Here is a 22,793-nt window from a genome sequence, read left to right on the forward strand (position 1 = left end):
TGTGGCGTACGCGCCCTATTCCAGCGCGGCGCCCCGACGTTCGGGAATCAGAAAAAGCGTCGCCAGTATGTCCAGCGCATAGATCGACGCGAGCATGCCGAGCGCGACACCGAACGAAAAGCGTGCCGCAAGCGCGCCAACCGCCACCGGCCCAAAACCGCCGACCGCGCGACCGATGTTGAACAACACGTTCTGCGCGGTGGCGCGCGCCTCGGTCGGATACAGCTCGGAAATCAGCGCGCCATATCCGCCGATCATCCCGTTGACGAACACCCCCATGATCGCGCCGCCCACCAGCAGCGCGAGCGGCGTAGTGAGTTGCGCATAGACGAACACCATGACGATGGCGCCGGCCTGATAGGCGAGAAACGTCGGCTTGCGACCAAACCGGTCGGCGGCGATGCCGAACAGCCAGATGCCCGCGCCCATTCCGACAACCGTTGCCGCGGTCCATAGACCGGATTTCGTCAGCGAATAGCCGAAGGTTTTCGACAGATAGCTCGGCAGCCAGATCATCAGGCCGTAGTAGCCGAAGTTTTGCACCGAGCAGAGGATCGCGATGCCGACGCTCGCGCAGGTGCTGCGCCGATCGACGATCAGGCTTTTGAGCGGCAGCGGGCGGCGTGCGTTGCCGGTCGTGCTGCGGCGGTGCGCAGCGCGCTCGGTGAAAAGTGCAGGCTCTTCGACGCGCCGCCGCACGACGAACGACACGACAGCGGGCAGCAGGCCGACCGCGAACATGCCGCGCCAACCGATCAGCGGTAGCAGCAGCGGCGTCAGCAACGCCGCGGCCAGCACGCCGAGCTGCCAGCCGAGCCCGACATACGACGACACCCTCGCCCGTCGCTCGGCCGGCCACGCTTCGGCGACGAGCGTCATGCCGATACCGAATTCGCCGCCGAGCCCGATGCCCGCGATCGTCCGGTAGAGCAACAGATCCGCATAACCCTGCGCAAGCGCGCAGAGTCCGGTGAACACGGCGAAGATCAGGATCGTCCACGTCAGCATCCGTACCCGGCCGAAATAATCGCTCAACACTCCGAAGATCAGACCGCCCGCTACGGCGCCGATCAGCGTCCACGTCACGAGCGAACCGGCCTGGGCCGACGACAGATGCAGATCGGCCGCGATGACCGGCAGCATGAAGCCGAGGATCAGCAGGTCGAAGCCGTCCATCGCGTAGCCGAGTACCGAGGCGAGCAGCGCGCGGCCGGCATGGCCACGCCGTACGGTAACGGCAGGAACGGACGAAGGGGAAGAAGACGGAACGACGCTCATCGAGGACACCTTGTCGGCGCGACACGATCGATGCGCGCGCCGGACCATGAAAATCGCGTGAGTGTAATGCATGCCGGCTCAACGCGACCTTCTGCCTCCGACCCGAATCGGGTAAAATGTCGGCCTACGCGCGCAGCAAACCGGTCTCACATACCGGGCCGTGTGTTCCGCCCGGTCGCCAGACCCGGAACGCCGCCCGAATGCCCCGAGCACCATTTGCCGCGCCATCGGGCCCCGCGCCCACCCTCCCGCTCATACCAAGGATCCGCCCATGACAGGCTTCGATCGCCAGACGATCTCCGACACCACCGCGCGCATGCTGCTCGAAGTGCAGGCCGTGCACTTCAACGCCGAGAAACCGTACATCTTCACGTCCGGCTGGGCGAGCCCGGTCTATATCGACTGCCGCAAGCTGATCTCCTATCCGCGCGTACGCCGCGGCCTGATGGACATGGCCGAAGCGACCATCCTGCGCGATGTCGGCTACGAGCAGATCGACGCCGTCGCCGGTGGCGAAACAGCCGGCATCCCGTTTGCCGCCTGGCTGTCCGACCGGCTGATGGTGCCGATGCAATACGTGCGCAAGAAGCCGAAGGGTTTCGGGCGCAACGCGCAGATCGAAGGGCTGCTGACCGAAGGCCAGCGCGTCCTGCTCGTCGAAGACCTGACCACCGACAGCCGCAGCAAGATCAACTTCATCAATGCGCTGCGCACGGCTGGCGCGACGGTGAACCACTGCTTCGTGCTGTTCCACTACAACATTTTCAAGGAAAGCGTGTCGGTCCTGAAGGACATCGACGTCGACCTGCACGCGCTCGCCACGTGGTGGGACGTCCTGCGTGTCGCGAAGGAAGCCGGCTACTTCGAAACGAAGACGCTCGACGAAGTCGAGAAATTCCTGCACGCGCCGGCCGAATGGTCCGCTGCGCACGGCGGGGCGACGGCTGCGCCGCAGTAAGCGTTTCGAAGTTCCGGCCCGGTAGTGGCGGGCCACTGCCGTAGCAAAAACGCAAGGCCGCCCGTCGTCACGAGTCACGACAGGCGGCCTTTCTTTTTGAAGCCGGTCCGCTGCCGGCTACGGAGCGCTCGCTTGATCGTCGGCGATTTCCGACATGTGCATGTGCGGCGACAGATTCAACAGCCCGTTGTGCTGCGCGTACTGGAAAAGCTGCGCGTCGTGCGCCAGCCCGAGTTTGCGCATGGCGGCCTTCTTTTGCGTGCTGATGGTCTTGATGCTGCGCTTCAGCAGTGCGGCGATTCCCGTGGGCGTCATACCCGACACGAGCAGCCGCACCACTTCGAGCTCGCGTGTCGACAGCATCGCTTCGGCGGCGTTGCGATCGCTGCCAGGGCGCGTTGCATCGAGCGATGCCGCGACCGCGGGGCCCAGATACTCGCTACCGCGAGTCGTGTAGAGGACCGCGAGCCCGACGTGGCTCAACGCATCGGACTTGCTCACGATCCCCAGCACCCCGAGTTCGCGCAGTCGCTTCAGCAGCGCGACGTTTTCGAGCATCGTCAGTACGACGACCGGCAGCGTGGGGAAGTGGCGGCGCAGATAGACGATCAGCGGCAGGCCGTCGCCATACTGACCGCCGGGCATCGCGAGGTCGGTCACGAGCGCGTCGCAGCGCGTGTTCTGCAGCACGTGGATCAGATCGGTCGACTGGCGCACGCATGCCACCACCTTGATATCCGGGAACGCCTGAAGTGCCTGCTCGACACCCACCAGTAGCACCGGATGGTCGTCGGCCAGCACGACCTTGACCGGCAGCTGAATCGCGCGCTTTCTTTCGCTCTGTCGCACTGCTTACCCCGGGCGTTCGTTCGATGCGCTCACCGTCCTCGACGGATGCGATCGAAAAAGCAATCAATCGATTTGTTCGCCAGACTATAGCCGAACTCATTGGCCGGGAGCCTGCCTGCGAGCCTTTCCGCGCGGAATGTTGGACGCCAATCGCGTTCGGGGCAGAAAATAGGGACAATGATCGAAGATCGCTGCACGCCCTTCTGAGGAGAACCGGCACATGCGCCCGCGCTACCTGGTCGTTTCGCTTGCGTCGCCCCGTCCACGGTTGCCGTCTTTCGGGTTGCTGCTGCTCGGCCTCGCGCTCGTCACCGCCCACGGCCCACATGCGCTCGCCGAAGGACCGTTCTCGCTCACCAGTGCAAGCTTTCACAACGGCGGCACCGTCGACGCCGCCCAGGTGTACGGCCAGGACGATTGCAAGGGCGGCAACCGCTCGCCGCAACTGTCGTGGCAAGACCCGCCCACCGGCACGCGCAGCTTCGCCGTCACCGTCTTCGATCCCGATGCGCCGGGCCGCGGCTGGTGGCACTGGGCGGTCGCCGGAATTCCCGCCACGGTCGAGCAATTGCCTGAGAATGCGAGCGCATCGGGTCTGCTGAAGAAACTCGGCGCCGTCGAGGCGCGCAACGATTTCGACGACGAAGGCTACAGCGGCCCCTGCCCGCCGCCCGGCAAGCCGCACCACTACATCGTCACCGTCTACGCGCTCGACACCGTCGACCTGCGGCTCGCGCAAGGGCGTCCTGCGCTGATGTTCGATCACGAGATCTCGACGGCGACGCTCGGCTATGCACGCATGACTGTCACTTACGGCCGCTAGCATCGACGTTGCAGCACATGGAATGCCGTCGATGCCCCGCGAATGCGCCGTCAACGGCACGCAACTGCGCGCATAACGTGTTTTTTTGCCGACTGCTGCACACATCGTCGCACCGCCCGGCCAAACGGTCTTAAAATGTCGGTCCGGCGCTACGGCGCCCGTCTTCCAGCTAGCCAGTGAGAATGAGATGAGCACGAAAGTTTTTGTCGACGGACAGGAAGGCACCACCGGCCTGAAGATCTTCGAATACCTGTCAGCGCGCGCCGACGTGGAAATCCTGCGTATCGACGAAGCGAAGCGCAAGGATCTCGATGAACGTCGCCGTCTCATCAACGCATCGGACGTGACGTTCCTGTGCCTGCCCGACGTTGCGTCGCGCGAATCGGCCACGCTCGTCGACAACGACCGCACGGTGCTGATCGATGCGAGTACGGCGTTTCGCACCAGCGCCGACTGGGCCTACGGCCTGCCCGAGCTGAACCGCGCGCAACGCGAACGGGTTCGCGGCTCGAAGCGCATCGCCGTGCCGGGCTGTCACGCATCGGCATTCGTGCTGGCCATGCGCCCGCTCGTGGAAGGCGGCATCGTGTCAGCCGATTTCGCCGCGCACAGCTACTCGATCACCGGCTACAGCGGCGGCGGCAAGAAAATGATTGCCGAGTACGAAGCCGCCGGCAATGCGAAGCTGAAAAGCCCGCGGGCCTATGCGCTGGCGCTCACCCACAAGCATCTGCCGGAAATGGCCGCGCATACGGGTCTGAAAGCGGCACCGCTCTTCACACCGATCGTCGGCGATTTCTACAAGGGTCTCGCGGTCACGACGTACTTCTCGCCCGGTCAACTCGCGAAGAACGCGAAGCCGCAAGACGTGCAGGCGCTGTTCGCCGAGTACTACGCCGGCGAAGCGTTCGTGAACGTTGCGCCGTTCAATGCGAACGAGAATCTCGACGACGGCTTCTTCGACGTTCAGGCAGCCAACGACACCAATCGCGTCGACCTCTTCGTGTTCGGCAACGACGAGCACTTCGTCACCGTCGCGAGGCTCGATAACCTCGGCAAGGGTGCATCGGGCGCGGCGATCCAGTGCATGAACCTGAGCATCGGCGTCACCGAAGACACCGGTCTGAAACGCTAATCGAGACGCCGGACAGATCCGGCAAGAATCGTTTCGAACCCGCAGCCGGCTTTCAAAATGCCGGCTGTTTTTTTGCCCGCAATTACGCGTTATCGAATTGGCGTTAACCCGCCGATCCGTAAAAACCCAAATAGTCTTTAATCATCCCGCATGATTACCGGCCGGTAATTCATTCCTCACTTCCGATTCGCTTCGCATAGTTTTTTCGTCTTAGGGAAAGCACTGGCTTTTTCACGAACGATCGTTCGAAGATGATAGAGCCATTTTGCCGGCGCCGTTGCCCGACAGGCGCGTGCTGCAAAGCAACGATGTTGTGTGTTCGCTGAAAAATCGTTTTTTGTTTAAAAGGCCCGGCACGCTCGCTGTAGTGCGAGTTGCGCGAATCAAGAGTTGTTTGAATCGATCTTTTTAGACGGTTCTATCAATTGACAGCCCTTTTAAGCGCGGCGAAATTACATCGCACAATTAAAGAAGGGAGACAGCAGCATGTCGTACGCCATTTTCAGAGGCGTTGCTCTAGCCGTTTGCGCAGCGCCCCTGATGGTCGCCTGTGGAGGCGGTAACGCCGGCAATCCAGGACCGATCAATTCCGCTCAATGCTCGGGAGCGAGTTGTGGCGTACAGGGTCCGCCTACGTCAGGCGCGGGCTCAGGTAGTGGTTCCGGCTCCAGCACCACCGCTGGCGCGCTGTGTCCTGCGACTGGCGATATCGTGAAGAGCACTTACCTTGGCGGTGCGGGCAGCGGCGAAGTGGTGTCGTTGAACATCGACGCGCAAGCGATGACCTACACGCTGAAGTGGCTCGAGTCTCCGATTCCGTTGCACACCGGCACGGTAACGCCGTCGCGTGCAGGCGTGCAGATCACGGGCGCCGTGGCGCATCCGCCTACCGGCGCACTGCCGACCGCCGAACAGATCCGCTGCGCGTTCATCCTCACGCCTGGCAGCGGGACAGCTTCGGTCGACGGCTCGACTTACAGCACCGCGGCTTCGTTCAATCAGGCTAATCCGCCGATGATTCTTGTGGGTCTTGGGGTGGCGGGTGGTGGGATTCCTGGGGCGACGGTTCAATTCAACGGTCTGAATATCGACGTGCTAGGCGTCCCGCTTTACAGCAACGTGGGCCAGGTGCCGAACCGGCATTTCGATTTCTATCCATTCCTCGGCTTCGCGAGCACAACCACTGACATCTCTAAGTTGCCTGGTACCTATAACGGCCTGCTGTACCACCTCGCGCCGTCGGCAAGTTACCAGACGATAGCGACCAATTCGATCGAAACCTTCGACGCGAACGGCGGCTGTACGTCATCTAGCGCAGCCCCCACGGGTGGCTCTGCCAGTTCGACCGGCTGCTTGACGACAGGCGCAGCATGGACGCTAAACGGCAACGGTTATTTCGATAGCCAACAGGCCCCGCAACTATTGCCGCAGTTCAAAAAACCGATCGTCGGAGCGAGCGGAAAATCCGGTACTGCGCACATGGTGCTCGGCCAGATCAACGGCGCAACGGTTCCGCTCATAGTCCGCACCGGCTTCATCAACCTTGGTACGGCACCGCTTTACACCGACGCGCAGATCGACGACGAATCCGGCATCTCGCTGCTAGCAAAAGCGACGCCGATCGCATCAGGCGGCTTCGACGGCGGTTACGTCGGCGCCGACTCCAACTTCAAGTACACGGCGACGCTGGTCCAGGGCACGACGGCCTCGTTCCTTAATCCGAGCACGTCGCAAACCGAAGACGGGTTCACCCTGAACTACGGTCTGTCGAGCCCCGGGCTCATCGGCGTCACTGTGTCGTCAAGCAAAACGGGCTATGCGATCGCTTCAGGTGGTCTCTATGCGATTGAAATCCAGGGTAACTCGAACGATTCGGTGAACAGCGGGATTACCCCGACGTCCGCCATTCCGAACGCCACGCCAAACATGCCGTACTTCGGCGTCGGAGCCCAAATCAGCAAATAGATAGCAAATAGCCGCGATGCAGGCGGGGACAGTGGCAGCAGTTAATTAAAGCAAGAGGCGGCTGGACAGGGAGCTGGCTGCTCACAAACAAAACATAGGATAGGAGGCGCGGTATGGAATGGAAAATCGTCTCGGCGCTCGCTCTTGCTGCGCCGCTTCTCGGGGCGTGTAGCGGTGGCGGCAACGATCCACCGCCGACACCGGAGGTCAGGCTCTGTCCGGCTACGCTCGACTACACCACGGTCTACACCGGCGGCGGCGGCGACGGCGAACTCGCCAAGCTGCAGATCGACACGACGAAGATGACCTGGCAGGTCAGCTATGTCGAATCACCGGTTCCGGCCACGGTGGGTACGGTCATGCCGACCCGCGCAGGCCAGACGGCGAGCGGCACGATGACGCAGGAAACGACGCTGCCGACGCAGAAGTTGAACCAGTGCGCCTACCGTCTGAACGGCGCGAGCCTCGACCCAACCCGTATCGCGCGTGTCTTCATCGGTGAAGGCGTTGCGGGCGGCACGATTCCGGGGGCGGAAATTTCGTTCGGCGGGGTGCTCGGCACCGGTGCAGTGCCTGACACGAAGTTCCCGTACTACCCGTTCATCGGCTTCTCGAGTCTGGAAACGAACCTGGCCAACGTAGCGGGCACGTACAACCAGGTCGGCTACCACCAGATTCCGTCGCAATCCTTCGCGCCGGTGGCCGTCAATTCGACGATCGTCATCAACGCCGACGGCACGTGGACCGAGACCGACATTAGCGGTGTCAACGCGGGCATCACCCAGCAAGCCGGCTCGAACTTCACGCAGTCGCCGGATGGCAGCGGTGCATTCGTCACCAACGGCTTCCTCGGTCAGGCCAAACCGACGCTGTCGGCCACGCCGCAAGCGAAGGGCTACATGATCGTCGGCAAGCTGCGCGGCCAGAACGTGCCGATCCTGGTCCGCACGGGCGCGGCCAGTTCGTCGCCGACAGGCCCGTACGCGGACGACGAATCGGGTATCTCGATCCTCGCGCCGCAGACGACCATCGCCAGCGGTTCGCAGGACGGCGAGTACATCGGGGTAGACAGCCAGTTCGACTATCGCACGACAGCCATTGCAGGTACTCAAGCGACGTTGCTCGATCCGTTCCAGCCTTCGCAGGCATCGCTCGCGACGGCGCTGAACCTGAACTACGCGCAGACCGTACCGGGCATCGTGACGTCGTCGGTAACGAGCGCCGCAGCAGGTAGCACACCAACCGGGAAGTTCATCTTCACGGGCGGCGTGTTCGGCTACCTCGATCTGACGACGCCGTCGGCCCCGTACTTCACCGTCGGCGCATTTGTCCAGTGAGGGGATGCAGCACACGCATCCTGAGCGCAACCACATGACGCCTCCCTGCCCGCCGCCCCAGTAGCGGCGGGTAAGGAGCCGGGGGAATGCGGGCAACCGGAAGCCGCAGTGACTTGCGCTGCAGGAAGCCCGCATGAGGTCGGAACAGGTGCCAAAGCGGCTGGAATAAACGCTAAAGCATCGAGGCCGATCGACCGCTGTGCATGGGACCGGAGTCAGCGCTAAAGCGCGTACTGCGGTCGACAAGGAGAGGAAAAAGATGAAAAGAATTATTGTGGCAGCGCTGGCCGCCTGCCTGTCGGCAGGTGCCTACGCGCAGCAGGCGGGCGATAACGTCGTCGCACTCGGCTGGTTTCACGTCGCACCGCTCGACCCGAACTCGGGGCCGTTGACAACCGGTGTCGCACAGACGCCGATCAATGGGCCGCTGCGGCTGCCCAATTCGTTCACGTCACCCGGCACGGGGCTGTCGACTAACAACGCCGACACGCTCGGCCTCGTCATCAGCCACTTCTTTACTGACCACATCGCCGTGTCGTCGGTGGCTGGCGTGCCGCCGGTGTTCAAGCTGTCCGGTCACGGCACGATCAAGCCGCCTGGACCGGCCGGCGCGCTCGGTAGCCAGAACCTCAGCGACGGGCCCGCGAACCCGATCGTGAAGAGCGTGCGGCAGTGGAGCCCGGCGGTGATATTCCAGTATTACTTCAACTCGGCGACCTCGAAATTCCGGCCGTTCGTCGGTATCGGCGTGTCGTACAACTGGTTCTCCGACATCCAGCTGAACAACAACTTCGTCACGTCGACGCAGAACAACCTCGGCTCGATTCTCGCCGCGGGCGCCGGCAAACCGGGGCTGACTTCGGTGGAAGGGAAAGCGTCGTCGTCATGGCAGCCGGTGTTCAACGTGGGCGCGACCTACGCCCTCTCGAAGAACTTTGGCGTCGTGGCATCGGTGACCTACATCCCGTTGAAGACGACCTCGTCGGTCATCATCAAGGCCGCGGACGGCAGCGAACTCGGCGTGAGCAAGGCCGAGCTGAAAGCCGACCCGATCATCACGTTCCTCGCGCTGTCGTACAAGTTCTGAGCGTGACGCGGCGTGCGCCCTGCGCGCCGCGTGCCTAAGCGCAGCATGGCGGGCGCGGCCGCCCCCCATGCAAAAACTCCAGACGAAAAAAAGCCCGCCATGTTTGGCGGGCTGAATCCATATCAGGAGACATGGAGGAGACAGTTCCAACTATAGCAAAGCACGTGGTGCGACGCAACATTTTTGTCTGAATCCATGCTCTAAAATTGCTCTTCGGTAACAAATACAGGCTATTCCGGGATGGTGCGTCGCACCGCTCCAGCCCTCTTCAGTGCCGTACGAGCGCCATCATGGCGCCAAAACCGACGAACACACCGCCGGTTAGCCGGTTGAACGCCTTCGCGACGTTGCGGCTCTTCAGATGCGCGCCGATCCGCGAACCAAAGCCCGCGTATACGCAATACCAGCTCACCTCGATCACCGACAGCGTGGCCACGAGGATGCCGAATTGCGGCAGCACCGGGCGCGCGGCGTCGATGAATTGCGGCAGCAGCGCGGCGGCGAACAGGATTGCCTTCGGATTGCTGCTCGCCACCAGGAAGCCGTTGCGAAAGAGCGCAGCGCGCGAGCGGAAGTGCGTCGCCGGCAGGTCAGCGGATGGCGCGGACGCTTCGACAGCGGGCGCGCGCCACGCCTTGACGCCGAGATAGACCAGGTACACCGCACCGGCGATCCGCAGCGCGTTGAACATCGCCGGCCATGCCTTCAGGAACACGCCGAGCCCCGCCACCGACACTGCCAGCATCAACACGAGCGCGGACAGGCTGCCAGCCATCGTCGCACTCGAGCGGCGCAGCCCGTGCCGCGCCCCATGCGTCATCATCAACAGCATGTTCGGGCCCGGAATCGCGCACACGACGAACACCGTCGCGAGGAACAGCCACCAGGTATGCAGGCTCATGGCAACGCTTCAGAAGAACGAATGGGCAGCCATTATGCCCGCGTACGGTGCATCGCGGGCGAGCCGGCTCAGCGCCCGGCCCGCCGTGCCGCCACCTTGCCCAGCACCGCAAAATCCTTCTCGCCGTCGCCGTGCGCAATCGCCTCGAGCAGGCTGTCGCGCACGGCGCTGCCCACCGGCAGCGGCGTCGAGACGAGTTCGGCCGCCGCCAGCGCGAGCCGCACGTCCTTCAACCCGAGACGCGCCTTGAAGAGCGCGGGCTCGTAGCGCTGCTCCGCGATCATCTTCCCGTACCCCTGATAAACCGGGCCGGGAAACACGCTGCTCGTGATGATGTCGAGAAAGTCCTGCATCGCAACGCCGTGGCCGCCCAGCAGCGCCGACGCCTCGCCGAGCGTTTCGACGGCCGAAGCCAGCATGAAATTGGCCGCGAGCTTGGCAACGTTCGCCTGTTGCGCAAGCGAGCCGATGCGCCACGTCTTCTGGCCGATCGCGTCGAACACCGGCTGCACACGGTCGATCGCTTCGGCAGGCCCCGCGGCGATGATCGTCAGCTTCGCGGCGGCGGCAACGTCGGGACGTCCCATGACGGGCGCGGCGACATAGTGCAGGCCGCGTGCCGCGTGGGCGTGCGCGAGTTCTTCGGCTAGCGTCACCGAAATGGTGGCCATGTTCACGTGAATCAGACCGCGCGCGGCGCCTTCCAGCAGGCCTGCACTGACGACTTCGCGCAATGCGGTGTCGTCGGCGAGCATCGAGAACACGGCGTCGCCGGCGAAGGCCTCGGCGGGCGTCGCGACGACCTGCGCGCCGGCCTGTGCCAGCGATTGCGCGCGTTCCGGCGAGCGGTTCCAGACCCGTACGCGATGGCCGGCTTTCAGCATGTTGGCGACCATCGCGGTGCCCATCTCACCGAGACCGATAAAACCGATGTCCATCTGTCACTCCCAATCTGCGAAAAACGAAAGTAAAGCACAGCCGTGTGACGCCTGCAGTGACACGCCGCGTGCGCGTCGCCGCTACCGGTGGCCGCGATGCGTACAATGCGGACTTATTCTTTCCGTAGAGACAATCCGTATGCCAATGAAAAAGACCGACCTTGAGAAGAACAAGGCGCTGAAACTGAACAACGCGATGAAGCTGGCCACCGCCGACCGTTTCGGCAAAGGCGCAGCGGCGCCTGCGCTCGACCGGCGCGAGCAGCGCAAGCTCGATCAGGCGCAAGGGCTCGTGCCGTTCGCATGCAAGCTCGAAAGCAATCTGGTCGAGCAATTGAAGACGCGCGCGGCCGCACACCCGGGCGGCATGAACGGCCTGCTCGACGAACTCATCAAGCGCGGTCTTGCCGCCGATGCGTCGTAGCCCGAAACATCTCGCGAAGCCGGGCGCCGGCGTATGGGGTTAGGCAGCACGATGACCGGCGGCACGAACTCATGCAGGACTCTTGAGCAAGCTGACCGTAAGAAAAAAATTCAACTGCTCAAGTATTTTTCATTGACTTGCCATCTGGCGAGTGCCTAAAATCCCGCTGTTATCACAAAAGGGGCGAACGCCTTGGACAGTAGCAGTAGTCGATCTTCGACAGGTTTCTCTGCCTGACAGGCAGGACGTCCCGCGCTAAGTCTCTTCCCTAGCCGCCGTCTTGCCCAAAGGGCAAACGGTGCGCGCCGTAGTTACTCGTAGCAGTATCCGCAGTACTCCTCCGTGCACATTTACTGACCGCTGCCGTTACGGCATACGTGCGTTTGCGCGTATGCGTCATGGCCGGTCTGGCGTTGCGGGCATTGCCCGTTGCGCTGCGTCGTCACGCCCGTCATCCGCGTTGTCGCGGGACCGGCGTGTGGATCAACGTACCTGCGCACATGCACATGCGCAGAGGAGGCCGTCATGCCTGACAGTGACTCTAGTGACTCTTGCCCTTCTCGCTTTTATTGCCGCACGCACTCGCGGCGCATGAGCAGCCCCTGCGCTGCACTGCGCGTCGCCTGACGGAAAGTCCGCCGCATTCTTCCGGTCGCCGCCTCCCTTTGGCGCGGCCGTACGTGAAACGGCGCAGCCGGCTTTCTGCGCGCCCGTTTTGACGTCTTACCGGAGGAATCGCCATGCAATTCGCTCTCCTCGTTTCACAACTGCCGCGCATCGAAGAAGCGCGTACCCACTACAACGACATGCTGTCGCTGGAGCCGCGCCACCGCGGTTTGCGCGCGTCCGTTGCGACGGCATTCAACGCAGTTCGCGCTGCGTTGAAAGTGCGGCGTCGATAAAACACATCACACGACGCGGCCGGCAACGGCCGCGAAAACAATACTCACGCTTCGGAGAACGACATCATGTCCACGCCAACCCAGGTTTCACCACCACGCAATGCTGCGCTCGAGCGCAGCGCCGTCCTCGACGAAGCGCATCTCGGCGACATCAAGGGTGCCTTCGGCACCATCGCGCGCCACGACATCGCCCCACGTAACACCTGGTTCGCACGGGTACGTACGCTGCTCGCGATCCTCGGCCCCGGCCTCATCGTGATGGTCGGCGACAACGATGCCGGCGCATTCGGCACCTACACACAAGCCGGCCAGAACTACGGCACCACGCTGCTGTGGACGCTCCTTCTCCTGATTCCCGTCCTGTTCGTGAATCAGGAGATGGTGCTGCGGCTCGGCGCGGTCACTGGGGTCGGTCACGCACGGCTGATCTTCGAGCGCTTTGGCAAATTCTGGGGCGCTTTTAGCGTCATCGATCTGTTCATCCTGAACGCACTGACACTGGTCACCGAGTTCATCGGCATCACGTTTGCGCTCGATTTTCTCGGCGTGCCGAAGATCCCCGGCGTGATCATCGCTGCGTTGCTCACTGGAGCTGCGGTCAGTACCGGCAACTTCCGAAGATTCGAACGCTTTGCGCTCGGGCTATGTCTGTTGAGCCTGCTGCTGGTACCCGTGCTGATCTCGATCCATCCACCGGTCGGCCAGATGACGCGCGATTTCCTGATTCCGAACTGGCCCGCTCACTCGAAGCTGAGCGACGTGATGCTGCTCGTGATCGGTATCGTCGGGACGACGGTCGCACCGTGGCAACTGTTCTTCCAGCAGAGCTACATCGTCGACAAGCGCATCACGCCGCGCTTCATGAAGTACGAAAAAGCGGACCTGTGGATCGGTATCGCGTTCGTGATGATCGGCGCCGTCGCGATGATTTCGTTCTGTGCAGCGCTGTTCCAGGGCCGACCGGAGTTCGGTAACTTCACCGATGCGGGCGGCGTAATCGCCGGGCTCGACAAGTACGTCGGCAAGTGGCCCGCGGTGATCTTCGCGGTGGCGTTGCTCGATGCCTGCATCATCGGTGCAGCTGCCGTGTCGCTCTCGACCGCTTACGCAATCGGCGACGTGTTCCGCATCCGCCACTCGCTGCATCGCGGTGTGTCCGACGCGAAGGGCTTCTACCTCGTCTACTTCGGCATCATCGCGTTCGCCGCGGCGCTCGTGCTGATTCCCGGCAGCCCGCTCGGTCTGTTGACGGAAGCCGTGCAGACGCTCGCCGGTGTGCTGTTGCCAAGCGCAACGGTGTTCCTGCTGCTGTTGTGCAACGATCGTGCAGTGCTCGGACCGTGGGTCAATTCGACCCAGTTGAACGTCTTTACCGGCGCGGTGATCTGGGTACTCGTGATGCTGTCGATCGTACTGACCGCATCGGTTATGTACCCGGATATCACGGGCGAAACGATCCTTGAAGTGCTCGGCGGCGGTACGGCGCTCGCGCTGGCCGTCGCTGCGATCGCGATACCGTTGCGCAAGCGCGGCATCAACGGATGGGCGGATGCGTTGTCGGCATCGCTGGAAAAAGGCACACGCGACACGTGGCGCATGCCGCCGCTCAATGAACTGCCGGCGCCGAACCTCACGCTCAGCAAGCGGATCTGGATGGGTGTGCTGCGCGGTTACCTGGTGATTGCCGTTGCACTGGTGCTCGTCAAGGTCGTTGAAATGGCGCTGCAGTAACTGTGCATCTCTGCCGCGCACGCTCACGCACGCGGCACAGAAAGCAAAAACAGAAAGGCCAGAGCAAACGCTCTGGCCTTTTTGCTGAAACGCGTCGCGCCGGTCTACTACACGCGTACCGTTCAAGGACGCGCCGGCACAGCGTTCGACTTACTGTTGCGTACCCTTGTCGGCGGTACCGGCAGCCGATGCTGCCTCTTCAACCTTGGCACGCTTGCCGTGGTGCTTCAGTTGCTTGTGATGCTTCTTCGGCGTGCTGGCAGCGGCGGCCGGCGCAGCTGCGTCCGATGCCTGTGCGAAAGCTTGAACGGACACCAGCGCCACTGCGACGGTTGCGAGCGAGGCAATGATCTTCTTCATATGTTTATTCCCCAGACCTGAACGACGTTTCAAATTGGATGGAACAGCAGAACGGTGAAGCGGACCCGGCGGCGTTGCGTCGGCCGATTCCCCGCCGGGCAGTATCACGCAGCGTAGGCGGTTTGTCATCTCATAAGAGTCGATATGTATTTTCCTGGAGACACGTTTCTTTCAAAAAGCTTTCTTGCGCTGGAAAGCCCGTCACAGGCCGGACAAAGTCACGTTTCATCTGCTCGACGATGCCGATTCCCTGCGATGTGCGCACGCACTCGTTCAGGTAATCGGTGAACGGCAACGGGTCGAAACCGATCTCTTCGCGCAGGTGCCGGTTGTCGAAAACGTAGTCCAGTTGCGCGAAGCCCGCGTACAACCCGAGCGCCCTTTCCACGAGGTGGCTATGCGGTGCCCGCTCGCCGCCGGTTGTCTCGCGCGCAATGGCCCGTAACTCGCGCGGTGCGCACATCGAATAGCGTTTGCCCGATGTGCCCGTCGCTTCGTCCATTGCATTGACGATCTGCGTGATGGTCGCCGCGTTAGCACCGGCGGACACGTGATACGTGTCGTACGCAAGCCTCGGCTTGACGGTGAGCAACGTCAGCGCACGCGCGCAATCGTCCACCGATACCACGTCGATGCGGCTCACTGCGCGCGCCGCAAACCGACGCGCGGCGTGCACGACGCGAAACACCCAGAAGCTGCGCGCCGACGGCGACGTGCCGAGCACCGTGTGCCCGACTACGGTCGAGGGGCGCACGACCACCATCGGCAGGCGCGGGTACGTCAAGCGCAGCAGCCGCTCCGCTTCGCGTTGAATCTGCGTGTGCGGCACCAGATGCCGCGATTCGCCATAGCCGAATAGCGATTCCGGCACGACCGCGCTACAGCGCGTGCCGCACGCCATCGCCGCGCTCACATGCACGAAGCGCTGCAACGTCTTGCTGCACGCGAAGCGCGATGCGAAGCGCAGCGTGTCGCGCACGTTCATGTCGAGCTGACGCGCATGCGTCGATAGCGACGCCGGCGCCGCGCAGTTGATCACGTGCGATGCACCGGCGAGCCGTGCTTCGTCGGCGGCCGAGAATTCACCGCCCAGTTCCCCGACGATAACGTTCGCCTGCGTCAGACGTTCCGCGCGATAACGCGGCAAACCGCTGCGCACCGCCGACATGCGCAGCCGCGCAAGCGCATGCGCTGCACTCGTACCACGCACGAGACAGATCACGCGGTCGAGCAATCCCGCGTTCACCAGCGTCGCCAGCACACTGCCGCCGATAAAACCGGTCGCGCCGGTCAACACCAGCGAGTCGACGCCGATTGCATGCGTGCGCGCCGAAGAAGTCAGGCTGTCCTTCCATGTGGTCGACAGCGGGGTTTGCCAGGCAAACATCGCGAACTCCATTTGAGCGGCGGCGGTCCGGGGCCGTCGCTGCTCAGTATCGATAGGTGACGGCCGTCGTCGCGAACCAGTTGTTCTTTGTCTGCACGATCGGGCTGTTGCTCGACGAGCCGACAAGGCGCGTGAGTCCGGCCGAGGTGTTCAACGACCAGCGCGGCGAGAACGTGTAGTTCCAGGCCGCGGAGATCGTCGCGTGATCGAATCCGCCCTTGGTCGAGTACGACTGGAAGCGGCTGGCCGCCGCTTGCGCGTCGGTCACGCCGAAGAAGGTCTGCGTATAGCGGCCGCTGCCTGCATGCAGGCTGCCGGTGATGCTGATGTCGTTGGTTGGCGTCTGCAGTACCGGCACAGTCAGATCGACGTGGCCGCTGATACCGCGCGTCGTATGCGTGAGCGGCTGATCGAGCGTGACGCTGATAGTCGAACTGCCGAACAGATGCGCGCCGGCCTGCACCGAAACAAGCAACGAACCCGGGATGTTGCCCATCCCCTTCAGGTAGTCCGAACCGGGGCGGTCGAAGCGGTTTTCGTCGGCACGGCCGTCGTCGTAGCTGAGCGCTGCCGACACGAACAGTCCGTTGGCGAAGTCCTTGCGATAACCTGCACCGTCGGTGGTGCTGATGAAAAAGCCGTTGCCGAATTGCGCGGCGAACGCGGGTCCGACAATCGGCCGATAGTCGCGGCTGCCTTCATAGCGCGACGTCACGCCGGTGGCGAGCGAAAACAGGTAGGTATTCTCCGCGTGAGCGGCAGATACGCAGGTCAGGCCAAGCAGCGGGGCACAGCAATGCAGGAGACGTTTGCGCACGGTCAGGTCTTTTTGGGATGGAATGCCGCAGTCTAGGGATAGCCCGTACCCACGTCTGTCTCGAAACCCTTTGAATTTGTGCGCAATTGTGTGGAAATGTCCAAGAGTGTCCGGCCTGCCCCTCGCGCGTACGGGGCCGGATAAAATCGGCGCTTCAGCGGGGGAGAAAACAATGGAAGAAACGATACCGCTCAAGCATCCGGTCATGCTGATCGAGGACGACGATCGCCTCGCCCAGCTCATCGCCGAATACCTCGGCAGCTACGAATTCGCAGTGACGATCGTGCGACGCGGCGACATCGCCGTCGCCGCGGTGCGTGAACAGAAGCCTGCGCTCGTGATCCTCGATCTGATGCTGCCGCACATGGACGGCATGGAAGTGTGCCGGCGCATCCGCGCGTTTTCGTGCGTGCCGGTGCTGATCCTGACCGCGCGCGTCGACGTGTTCGACCAGATTGCCGGGCTCGAAATCGGCGCCGACGACTACGTCATCAAGCCGATCGAACCACGCGTGCTGGTTGCGCGAGCGCGCGCGCTGCTTCGGCGCGCACCGCGCGAAAGCGCAGTCGCAACCGACGCCGGCGAAACCCTGGTGTTTGGCGAACTGACGATCTCGCCGCCCAACCGCACCGTGACCTGGCGCGGCCAGCTGGTCGAGCTGAAAACCGCCGAATACAACCTGCTCCTGATCCTCGCGCGCGCCGCCGGCAAGGTGCTGAGCCGCGACGACATCCTGAAGCAGTTGCGCGGTATCGAGTTCGACGGCATCGACCGTACTGTCGATTCAGGCATCTCGCGACTGCGGCGCCGCTTCGAGGATGCATCGCCGGAGCCGCACAAGATCAAGACGATCTGGGGCCGGGGCTACCTGTTCAGCCCGTCGGCCTGGGAAGAGTGACATGTTCCGTTCGCTGATCAAGCTGTATCTGCTGGTGGTGCTGGGCGGCGCCCTTGCCATCGCGTTCATCGACCATTCGTTTCCGCAGCTGTTTCACGACCGTGTCACTGCGGATGCGCGTGACAGCACGAAAGCCTACGCTTTCGTGCTGACGGATTATCTGCAGCGTCACGCCGGTCCCGAACGTGCGGCTGCGCTTGCAGCGCTGCAGGCACATGGCAGCGAGGGTTTCAGTCTGCTCACAATGCGTGACGTCATCCCGCTGATGAACGAAGAACAGCTGCGCGATCTACGCGCCGGCAAGCTGGTATTGAGCTTCGACGCCAAAGACTATTACCTGCCGCTGCCGGACGGCACGATCGTCCATGCGCATCCCGACGATACGGCGAACCTCGGCATCCAGATCTACGCGTACATCGTGGTCGCGCTCGCGACGCTGCTTGCGATGATGATATGGGTGCACTACCACTGGCGCGACCTGCGCAAGCTGCAGGCAGCCGCGCACGCGTTCGGCGCGGGCAACCTCGCCACCCGCGCGCAACTGTCGGGGAAGTCGAACATCTACGAGCTGTCGCAGCAGTTCAACGAAATGGCGCGCCAGATCGAAGCATCGATCCTGCACCAGCGCGACATGATGCACGGCATCTCGCACGAACTGAAGACGCCGCTCGCGCGACTCGAATTCGGGCTCGCGCTGTTGCAATCGCCGGAATCCGCCGAACGTCAACGCGAACGGCAACAAGCGCTACGTGCGGACGTGCGCGAACTCGACGACCTCGTCACCGAGCTGCTGACGTTGAGCAGCCTCGAACAGGGCGAACGGCACATGGTGCTGATGAAGGTCTCGGTCGGCGAACTGCTCGACAGTGTCGCCGCGAGCATCGCGCACGATGTCGCCGACCGTAGGCTGACACTTGCCGTGACGACGGCCGGGGCGCCCGCGTATCATGTGTGCGATCCGAAGCTCGTTGCTCGCGCGCTGCTGAATCTGATTCGCAACAGCACGCGCTACGCGCATCGCTCGGTGTCGCTGCGTGCGTCGATGGGCACGGCCGGTTCGCTGGTGCTCACCGTCGAGGACGACGGCCCCGGCATTCCCGTTGCAGACCGCGCGCGCGTCTTCGAACCGTTTCATCGGCTCGACTCCAGCCGCGATCGCCACACGGGCGGCTTCGGCCTCGGCCTCGCGATCGTGCGGCGCGTGGCGCTCGTACATGGCGGCGAAGTGCACCTCGACGACGGCTCATGGGGTGGCGCACGCTTCGTGATCACGCTACCGCCCATGTCGTTGCCGACTGCGGATTCCGCCCAAGCGGCGTAACGCTATACAGAAACTGTGATTTGAAGTCCGATTTGAAAGCCGATACCCGCAAACACCTCCGCGCCAATCTGTTGATGCTGATCGCCGCGATGATCTGGGGCTCCGCGTTCGTCGCGCAGCGCCTGAGCCTCGATACGATCGGGCCGTTTCTGTTTACCGGCCTGCGCTTCCTGCTAGGCGCGGGCGTCGTGCTGATCCTGGTGGCGTTCCTGCGGGCACGGCGCACGGCAAGCGGTGTGCCGCACACGACAACACACGATACCGCTGCATTGCTGCGCGCCGGCGTGTTGCTCGGCTTGCTGCTGGCCGTCGCCATCTCGATGCAGCAGATCGGCCTACGCTATACGAAAGTCGCAAACGCCGGCTTCATCAGTTCGCTTTACGTGATGATCGTGCCGTTGATCGGCGTGCTGGCCGGCCACCGGACCGGTCTCGGCACGTGGTTCGGCGCGCTGCTCGCCGTGCTCGGCATGTATTTCCTTAGCGTCGACGAACACTTCTCGATCCTGTACGGCGACTGGTATCAGCTGGCCGGCGCAGCGGTGATTTCCGCGCAGGTCCTGCTGGTCGGCCGGTTCGCGCGACGACACGATCCTCTTGCGCTGGCGCTGGTGCAGTTCGTCACGTGCGGGGTGGTGTGTCTGGCGATCGCGCTCGCGTATGAGCCGCTGCGTATTGCCGACATCGTGCGGGCTGCACCCACGCTGCTGTATGGCGGTGCGCTGTCGGTTGGCGTCGCATACACGATCCAGGTCGTCGCGCAGAAAGACGCAACGCCCGCGCACGCAGCCGTGATCTTCAGCATGGAAGGTGTGTTCGCCGCACTCGCAGGATGGCTCGTGCTCGGTGAAACGTTGGCGGCGCGCGCGCTGATCGGGTGTGTGTTGATGCTCGCGGGGTTGATCGTGTGTCAGATCATGCCGCTCGCGACTGCGCGGCGCAGCGTACCGGCGGCGGAATCGGTCTGAGTTGCGCTGCTGCGCTTCCTCGCATTACAGCGACGTGCGCTATGCCGCGCGATGGCACACACAGCAAAGCTTGTTGCCGTCCAGGTCCCTGATATAGGTGCCGTAGTAATTCGGCGAGTAGTGGAGGCGCAGACCGGGCGGTCCTTCGTCGGTGGCACCGCGCGAGATGGCATGCGCGTAGAACGCATCGACCTGCGCGCGGCTCGTCGCTTCGAACGCGACGGTTACGCCGTTGCCCGCGGTCGCGGGTTCGCCATTGATCGGTGTGTAGACAGAGAACAGCGCGCCGTCGGGCGCGTCCATAGCGGCGTAGAGCGCACGCTCCGGGTTATGGCGACGGGCCAGCATCCGGATGCCGAGCGGACCGAGTGCCGCGTCGTAGAAAGCGATCGCGCGATCGAGATCGCGCGTGCCGACGGTGATGTGACTGAACATGGCCTGTCTCCGTGTGATACCGCCTCACGATGATACCAGGCCATGCCGCGTCGCTCGATCGATCGACGCCTTGCGCTACGCGTCGTCAAGCGCCAGCATTTCTTCCGCGTGCCGCAGCTTGTCGGGCGTAGGCGGAAACACACACCAGCATCCGTCGTCGTGGCGAAAGAAAAACAGCGCGCGCGAACCGCTCGCATGCACGGCTTCGACGCAGACATACCGCCGATGGTCCCAGCGCGTGCGGCTGAATTCGATCACGTGAATAGGCGCCGACGGCCCCGGCGAAAGCCATTTCTCGACGAGAAAGCGCAACGAGTGCTCACTGGAGGTTTTCACGGTGGGCTCCCCGGACGAGCGTTATGTCCTGCGAAGCGTCCTGCCCGTCATCGATTTCCAGCGCTTCCTCGCATTCCTTGTCGTTCAGCGTGCGCTCGAGCTCCCTGCTTGCCGCCGCTGACCGCAAAGCCGTACACCTCGCAGCGTAGTTGAGGTCCGAAAGCAAACGGACCAGCTGCCGTGGCGTTCTTCTTTTCATGATACACCCCCTGCACTGCACAATAAACTTGAGAAAGCACTTTAACTCTATGCCTTAAAGCGCCTCTGCGTTTATTTTTTGACGAAATAGCAACACCTGGTTTTAAAACGTGTGATGGTCTGTCACACGGCCCGCTTGCAGCGTGCACCGGGGAATTTTCAGCGTATGTGCGATATCCGGCGCAGCGTCGAAAGCGTTTTCGGCACACGTGCGATCTGGTTGCAATACCGATGGTCACTGCGGTGTCGTTAATCTATATTCGACCAAAAAACTGACGAAATAAATGAGGGTATTCGATTGGCCTGGCGCAAATCTTTTGTTCGGATGGGAAATAATTTCCGCTTTAAATTCGCGTGGCCGTTATCGCGTCACTGTGGTGTTGCGATCATCGCGTTCGCATTGTTCGGCACGAGCGCGCCGGGATTCGCGGCGAGCAACGAAGACTCCGTCGGGCGCTATCGCGACAGTTTGCTCGCGGACAAGAACCTGCCCTGCCGTTCGAATGAGGCATGTGCGGCAGCCGGTGTGATCGCGCTTGAAGCCGGCCATATCGAGGAAGCGCGAAAAATCGTCGCTGCCGAACTGGAGTTCGCGGTAGCCGACTCAATCGCAGCCGATAGCGACAACGCAGCCAATTCGGCCAGCGCTCGTATCGCGATGGCGCAGATCTATCACGGCGACATCGATGCAAAAGCCGGTAACGCTGCCGCGGCACGCGCGTGGTATCGCTTCGCGATCGATCAACAAGCGCTTGCATTGAAGTCGCCCGTGTTGACCCGGGTTATCGCCGTCGCGCACGCGCGGCTGGCGGCGCTTGCCGGTCGCAACGTTATCGCGCGCATTCCCGCCACGGGCGCGACGTTCGAGCGTTATGTCGCGCTTGGCGCGAACAACGAAATCTCGCTGGTACCGGTGCGCGGAAAGCCCGATACCTACACGCTTTCGAGTTCGTTCATCCGCCCGGTCGTGACGCAGAACGGCGACCTGTCGGCAAACGTCGGCGATCTTGCGGCGACGGTCCGCTTCTTTGCAGGCGAGGCGCGTGTACCGGTCGATCCCAACCGGGACGGGCCGATCGACGCCACGCACCGGCTAGGGAATCTCGACAAATACACGGGGGCCGAGCAGTGCCTGATCGAATTCCAGCTGGGCACCGCGGAAACCTTGAAGGTCCGCACGCTCGGATCGCCTGACGCTTGTGGCTTTGGTTTTAACGTCGACGCTGACGGTATCTACTACCTGACACGTACGGGCGTTCAATAGGCCCGATGTCGGGCGCAGGCACTATCGACGATTTACTGAGGTTGCGCCTCGGCCTGACGACGCTGGGCGGCCTGCTCCTCAGCGTGCTTCTTCGCGAGATGGTGACCCACCACACAGCCGCCTACCGCGCCGACAACCGCATGATGCCCCGCATAGTGACCCGCCACTCCCCCTACGACGGCGCCCTTCAGGCATCCCGCGGCGTGTGCCGTTCCTGTCGTTGCCAATGCCAGCATGGCAATCGCGAAAGCGGTTTTGATCGGACTGGTTTTCATGAAAGTGTGGTCCCACGGAGTTATGTGGCACGCATATAGCGACGTTTCGGGTGGATTCAATATCGATCGGAAATCTGCGGGAAATTGCTCCCGGGGTTCTGCAAGGGAAAGTCGAAACTCCCGAAAATATGCAATACGCAAGATATTCAAGCGTAACGCTCAATCTAAATGGCATAACGTTACGTTACATCGTATTCAATAGGAAT

General features: G+C 62.7%; 24 protein-coding genes. 13 read left to right on the forward strand and 11 right to left on the reverse strand.

The genetic code is table 11. The features are described 5' to 3' along the window. Positions 1-15 precede the first annotated feature (15 nt). Positions 16-1,278 carry an MFS transporter gene (locus FNZ07_RS32125; RefSeq protein WP_091017634.1) on the reverse strand — a complete coding sequence of 421 codons (1,263 nt, stop codon included), beginning with the start codon at positions 1,276-1,278 and terminating at the stop codon, positions 16-18. 271 nt (positions 1,279-1,549) lie between these two features. Between FNZ07_RS32125 and FNZ07_RS32130 the strand changes: the two genes are divergently transcribed. Then, a complete protein-coding gene (locus tag FNZ07_RS32130; protein WP_091017462.1) occupies positions 1,550-2,236 on the forward strand; it encodes an orotate phosphoribosyltransferase in 687 nt (228 codons plus the stop codon). A gap of 117 nt (positions 2,237-2,353) precedes the next feature. Here the strand turns inward: FNZ07_RS32130 and FNZ07_RS32135 are convergent, their stop codons facing one another. After that, positions 2,354-3,058, reverse strand: a complete 705-nt coding sequence (locus FNZ07_RS32135) for a response regulator (RefSeq protein WP_091017632.1) — start codon at positions 3,056-3,058, stop codon at positions 2,354-2,356. Positions 3,059-3,305: 247 nt separating this feature from the next. On the opposite strand from FNZ07_RS32135, the gene FNZ07_RS32140 reads away from it, so the two are divergent. The 5 genes from FNZ07_RS32140 to FNZ07_RS32160 all read left to right on the forward strand — a co-directional run bounded on the left by FNZ07_RS32140 (position 3,306) and on the right by FNZ07_RS32160 (position 9,432). Beyond that, positions 3,306-3,908 carry a YbhB/YbcL family Raf kinase inhibitor-like protein gene (locus tag FNZ07_RS32140; protein ID WP_091017460.1) on the forward strand — a complete coding sequence of 201 codons (603 nt, stop codon included), beginning with the start codon at positions 3,306-3,308 and terminating at the stop codon, positions 3,906-3,908. A gap of 187 nt (positions 3,909-4,095) precedes the next feature. Further along, entirely contained in the window at positions 4,096-5,043 is a 948-nt protein-coding gene (gene argC, locus FNZ07_RS32145; RefSeq protein WP_091017458.1) for an N-acetyl-gamma-glutamyl-phosphate reductase, read from the forward strand. A gap of 486 nt (positions 5,044-5,529) precedes the next feature. Continuing rightward, the gene (locus FNZ07_RS32150; protein WP_091017456.1) at positions 5,530-7,008 is read left to right on the forward strand and encodes a DUF2957 domain-containing protein; all 1,479 of its coding nucleotides are present in this window, start codon (positions 5,530-5,532) and stop codon (positions 7,006-7,008) included. 113 nt (positions 7,009-7,121) lie between these two features. Continuing rightward, entirely contained in the window at positions 7,122-8,345 is a 1,224-nt protein-coding gene (locus FNZ07_RS32155; RefSeq protein ID WP_091017454.1) for a DUF2957 domain-containing protein, read from the forward strand. 259 nt (positions 8,346-8,604) lie between these two features. Further along, positions 8,605-9,432 carry an OmpW/AlkL family protein gene (locus tag FNZ07_RS32160; RefSeq protein WP_091017451.1) on the forward strand — a complete coding sequence of 276 codons (828 nt, stop codon included), beginning with the start codon at positions 8,605-8,607 and terminating at the stop codon, positions 9,430-9,432. A gap of 268 nt (positions 9,433-9,700) precedes the next feature. On the opposite strand, the gene FNZ07_RS32165 is transcribed toward FNZ07_RS32160, so the two are convergent. Both FNZ07_RS32165 and FNZ07_RS32170 read right to left on the reverse strand, forming a co-directional pair. Continuing rightward, positions 9,701-10,333, reverse strand: coding sequence for a LysE family translocator (locus FNZ07_RS32165; RefSeq protein ID WP_091017449.1), 633 nt, complete (start codon positions 10,331-10,333; stop codon positions 9,701-9,703). 68 nt (positions 10,334-10,401) lie between these two features. Beyond that, a complete protein-coding gene (locus FNZ07_RS32170) occupies positions 10,402-11,271 on the reverse strand; it encodes an NAD(P)-dependent oxidoreductase (protein WP_091017447.1) in 870 nt (289 codons plus the stop codon). A 139-nt stretch (positions 11,272-11,410) separates the two neighbouring features. Between FNZ07_RS32170 and FNZ07_RS32175 the strand changes: the two genes are divergently transcribed. The 3 genes from FNZ07_RS32175 (at position 11,411) to FNZ07_RS32180 (ending at position 14,328) form a co-directional block, all read left to right on the forward strand. Beyond that, entirely contained in the window at positions 11,411-11,695 is a 285-nt protein-coding gene (locus tag FNZ07_RS32175; protein ID WP_091017445.1) for a hypothetical protein, read from the forward strand. A gap of 740 nt (positions 11,696-12,435) precedes the next feature. After that, positions 12,436-12,597 (forward strand): hypothetical protein, encoded by a 162-nt coding sequence (locus tag FNZ07_RS33810; RefSeq protein WP_170275867.1) that lies wholly within the window; start codon positions 12,436-12,438, stop codon positions 12,595-12,597. Between the two features lie 66 nt (positions 12,598-12,663). Continuing rightward, positions 12,664-14,328: an NRAMP family divalent metal transporter gene (locus FNZ07_RS32180; RefSeq protein ID WP_091017443.1), complete on the forward strand. Its 1,665-nt coding sequence runs from the start codon at positions 12,664-12,666 to the stop codon at positions 14,326-14,328. Between the two features lie 150 nt (positions 14,329-14,478). Here the strand turns inward: FNZ07_RS32180 and FNZ07_RS32185 are convergent, their stop codons facing one another. The 3 genes from FNZ07_RS32185 to FNZ07_RS32195 form a co-directional block, all read right to left on the reverse strand. Then, positions 14,479-14,688, reverse strand: coding sequence for a hypothetical protein (locus FNZ07_RS32185; RefSeq protein ID WP_091017440.1), 210 nt, complete (start codon positions 14,686-14,688; stop codon positions 14,479-14,481). A 130-nt stretch (positions 14,689-14,818) separates the two neighbouring features. After that, positions 14,819-16,075 (reverse strand): SDR family oxidoreductase, encoded by a 1,257-nt coding sequence (locus FNZ07_RS32190; RefSeq protein WP_091017630.1) that lies wholly within the window; start codon positions 16,073-16,075, stop codon positions 14,819-14,821. A gap of 43 nt (positions 16,076-16,118) precedes the next feature. Beyond that, positions 16,119-16,892 carry a MipA/OmpV family protein gene (locus FNZ07_RS32195; protein WP_245811689.1) on the reverse strand — a complete coding sequence of 258 codons (774 nt, stop codon included), beginning with the start codon at positions 16,890-16,892 and terminating at the stop codon, positions 16,119-16,121. 172 nt (positions 16,893-17,064) lie between these two features. Here FNZ07_RS32195 and FNZ07_RS32200 point away from each other — a divergent pair, with 172 nt between their 5' ends. The 3 genes from FNZ07_RS32200 to FNZ07_RS32210 are packed head-to-tail and all read left to right on the forward strand — an operon-like array spanning position 17,065 to position 20,079. Next, positions 17,065-17,790 carry a response regulator gene (locus FNZ07_RS32200; protein ID WP_091017436.1) on the forward strand — a complete coding sequence of 242 codons (726 nt, stop codon included), beginning with the start codon at positions 17,065-17,067 and terminating at the stop codon, positions 17,788-17,790. A 1-nt stretch (position 17,791) separates the two neighbouring features. Next, positions 17,792-19,111 carry an ATP-binding protein gene (locus FNZ07_RS32205; protein WP_091017434.1) on the forward strand — a complete coding sequence of 440 codons (1,320 nt, stop codon included), beginning with the start codon at positions 17,792-17,794 and terminating at the stop codon, positions 19,109-19,111. 32 nt (positions 19,112-19,143) lie between these two features. Next, entirely contained in the window at positions 19,144-20,079 is a 936-nt protein-coding gene (locus tag FNZ07_RS32210) for a DMT family transporter (protein WP_091017625.1), read from the forward strand. Between the two features lie 39 nt (positions 20,080-20,118). On the opposite strand, the gene FNZ07_RS32215 is transcribed toward FNZ07_RS32210, so the two are convergent. The 3 genes from FNZ07_RS32215 to FNZ07_RS33815 all read right to left on the reverse strand — a co-directional run bounded on the left by FNZ07_RS32215 (position 20,119) and on the right by FNZ07_RS33815 (position 21,049). After that, positions 20,119-20,514 (reverse strand): VOC family protein, encoded by a 396-nt coding sequence (locus tag FNZ07_RS32215; RefSeq protein WP_091017432.1) that lies wholly within the window; start codon positions 20,512-20,514, stop codon positions 20,119-20,121. A gap of 75 nt (positions 20,515-20,589) precedes the next feature. Next, positions 20,590-20,850: a hypothetical protein gene (locus tag FNZ07_RS32220; RefSeq protein ID WP_091017429.1), complete on the reverse strand. Its 261-nt coding sequence runs from the start codon at positions 20,848-20,850 to the stop codon at positions 20,590-20,592. Further along, the gene (locus FNZ07_RS33815; RefSeq protein ID WP_096722311.1) at positions 20,834-21,049 is read right to left on the reverse strand and encodes a hypothetical protein; all 216 of its coding nucleotides are present in this window, start codon (positions 21,047-21,049) and stop codon (positions 20,834-20,836) included. The genes FNZ07_RS32220 and FNZ07_RS33815 overlap by 17 nt, the downstream gene beginning before the upstream one ends. Positions 21,050-21,448: 399 nt before the next feature. Here FNZ07_RS33815 and FNZ07_RS32225 point away from each other — a divergent pair, with 399 nt between their 5' ends. After that, positions 21,449-22,312 carry a hypothetical protein gene (locus FNZ07_RS32225; protein ID WP_143098147.1) on the forward strand — a complete coding sequence of 288 codons (864 nt, stop codon included), beginning with the start codon at positions 21,449-21,451 and terminating at the stop codon, positions 22,310-22,312. 32 nt (positions 22,313-22,344) lie between these two features. On the opposite strand, the gene FNZ07_RS32230 is transcribed toward FNZ07_RS32225, so the two are convergent. After that, the gene (locus FNZ07_RS32230; protein ID WP_091017422.1) at positions 22,345-22,587 is read right to left on the reverse strand and encodes a hypothetical protein; all 243 of its coding nucleotides are present in this window, start codon (positions 22,585-22,587) and stop codon (positions 22,345-22,347) included. Positions 22,588-22,793: the final 206 nt, after the last annotated feature.

The sequence above is a fragment of the Paraburkholderia megapolitana genome (genome assembly GCF_007556815.1).
Classification (GTDB): Bacteria; Pseudomonadota; Gammaproteobacteria; order Burkholderiales; family Burkholderiaceae; genus Paraburkholderia; species Paraburkholderia megapolitana.

Bases quoted from the DNA above. Each gene is read 5' to 3' on its own strand.
- FNZ07_RS32190 (WP_091017630.1), bottom strand. From the start codon at position 16,075: ATGTTTGCCTGGCAAACCCCGCTGTCGACCACATGGAAGGACAGCCTG.
- FNZ07_RS32180 (WP_091017443.1), top strand. From the start codon at position 12,664: ATGTCCACGCCAACCCAGGTTTCACCACCACGCAATGCTGCGCTCGAG.
- FNZ07_RS32205 (WP_091017434.1), top strand. From the start codon at position 17,792: ATGTTCCGTTCGCTGATCAAGCTGTATCTGCTGGTGGTGCTGGGCGGC.
- FNZ07_RS32175 (WP_091017445.1), top strand. From the start codon at position 11,411: ATGCCAATGAAAAAGACCGACCTTGAGAAGAACAAGGCGCTGAAACTG.
- FNZ07_RS32170 (WP_091017447.1), bottom strand. From the start codon at position 11,271: ATGGACATCGGTTTTATCGGTCTCGGTGAGATGGGCACCGCGATGGTC.
- FNZ07_RS32165 (WP_091017449.1), bottom strand. From the start codon at position 10,333: ATGAGCCTGCATACCTGGTGGCTGTTCCTCGCGACGGTGTTCGTCGTG.
- FNZ07_RS32140 (WP_091017460.1), top strand. From the start codon at position 3,306: ATGCGCCCGCGCTACCTGGTCGTTTCGCTTGCGTCGCCCCGTCCACGG.
- FNZ07_RS33810 (WP_170275867.1), top strand. From the start codon at position 12,436: ATGCAATTCGCTCTCCTCGTTTCACAACTGCCGCGCATCGAAGAAGCG.
- FNZ07_RS32125 (WP_091017634.1), bottom strand. From the start codon at position 1,278: ATGAGCGTCGTTCCGTCTTCTTCCCCTTCGTCCGTTCCTGCCGTTACC.
- FNZ07_RS32130 (WP_091017462.1), top strand. From the start codon at position 1,550: ATGACAGGCTTCGATCGCCAGACGATCTCCGACACCACCGCGCGCATG.
- FNZ07_RS32155 (WP_091017454.1), top strand. From the start codon at position 7,122: ATGGAATGGAAAATCGTCTCGGCGCTCGCTCTTGCTGCGCCGCTTCTC.
- FNZ07_RS32160 (WP_091017451.1), top strand. From the start codon at position 8,605: ATGAAAAGAATTATTGTGGCAGCGCTGGCCGCCTGCCTGTCGGCAGGT.
- FNZ07_RS32185 (WP_091017440.1), bottom strand. From the start codon at position 14,688: ATGAAGAAGATCATTGCCTCGCTCGCAACCGTCGCAGTGGCGCTGGTG.
- FNZ07_RS32215 (WP_091017432.1), bottom strand. From the start codon at position 20,514: ATGTTCAGTCACATCACCGTCGGCACGCGCGATCTCGATCGCGCGATC.
- FNZ07_RS33815 (WP_096722311.1), bottom strand. From the start codon at position 21,049: ATGAAAAGAAGAACGCCACGGCAGCTGGTCCGTTTGCTTTCGGACCTC.
- FNZ07_RS32150 (WP_091017456.1), top strand. From the start codon at position 5,530: ATGTCGTACGCCATTTTCAGAGGCGTTGCTCTAGCCGTTTGCGCAGCG.
- FNZ07_RS32230 (WP_091017422.1), bottom strand. From the start codon at position 22,587: ATGAAAACCAGTCCGATCAAAACCGCTTTCGCGATTGCCATGCTGGCA.
- argC (WP_091017458.1), top strand. From the start codon at position 4,096: ATGAGCACGAAAGTTTTTGTCGACGGACAGGAAGGCACCACCGGCCTG.
- FNZ07_RS32200 (WP_091017436.1), top strand. From the start codon at position 17,065: ATGGAAGAAACGATACCGCTCAAGCATCCGGTCATGCTGATCGAGGAC.